The following is a 337-nucleotide window of genomic DNA, read 5'->3' as shown; positions in this document are numbered from 1 at the left end:
CGCACGGCGACCGCCCGCACGGCGACCGCCCGCACGGCGACCGCCCGCACGGCGACCGCCCGCACGGCGACCGCCCGCACGGCGACCGCCCGCAGGGCGAGCGGCAGTACGGCGACCGCCCGCACGGCGACCGCCCGCAGGGCGAGCGCCCGCAGGGCGAGCGCCGGTACGCCGACCGGGACAGTCGGGGTTACGGCGACCGGCCCACCGGGGAACGGCGCTACGGCGATCGACCGCAGGCTGACCGGGGTGACCGACCGGCCGGCGAGCGGCGCTACAGCGACCGCCCGCAGGCTGACCGGCAGTACAGCGACCGCCCCCAGGGCGAGCGGCGCTA

General features: G+C 80.7%; 1 protein-coding gene. It reads right to left on the bottom strand.

Features of this window, described 5'->3' with window-relative positions; genetic code table 11:
- Positions 1-337, bottom strand: a 337-nt coding sequence (locus tag ACLQ24_RS00840; RefSeq protein WP_425888462.1) for a hypothetical protein, incomplete at both ends; no start/stop codon positions are given.

Source organism: Micromonospora sp. DT4 (genome assembly GCF_049841675.1).
Classification (GTDB): domain Bacteria; phylum Actinomycetota; class Actinomycetes; order Mycobacteriales; family Micromonosporaceae; genus Micromonospora.
This window is presented reverse-complemented; position numbering and strand designations above follow the sequence as displayed.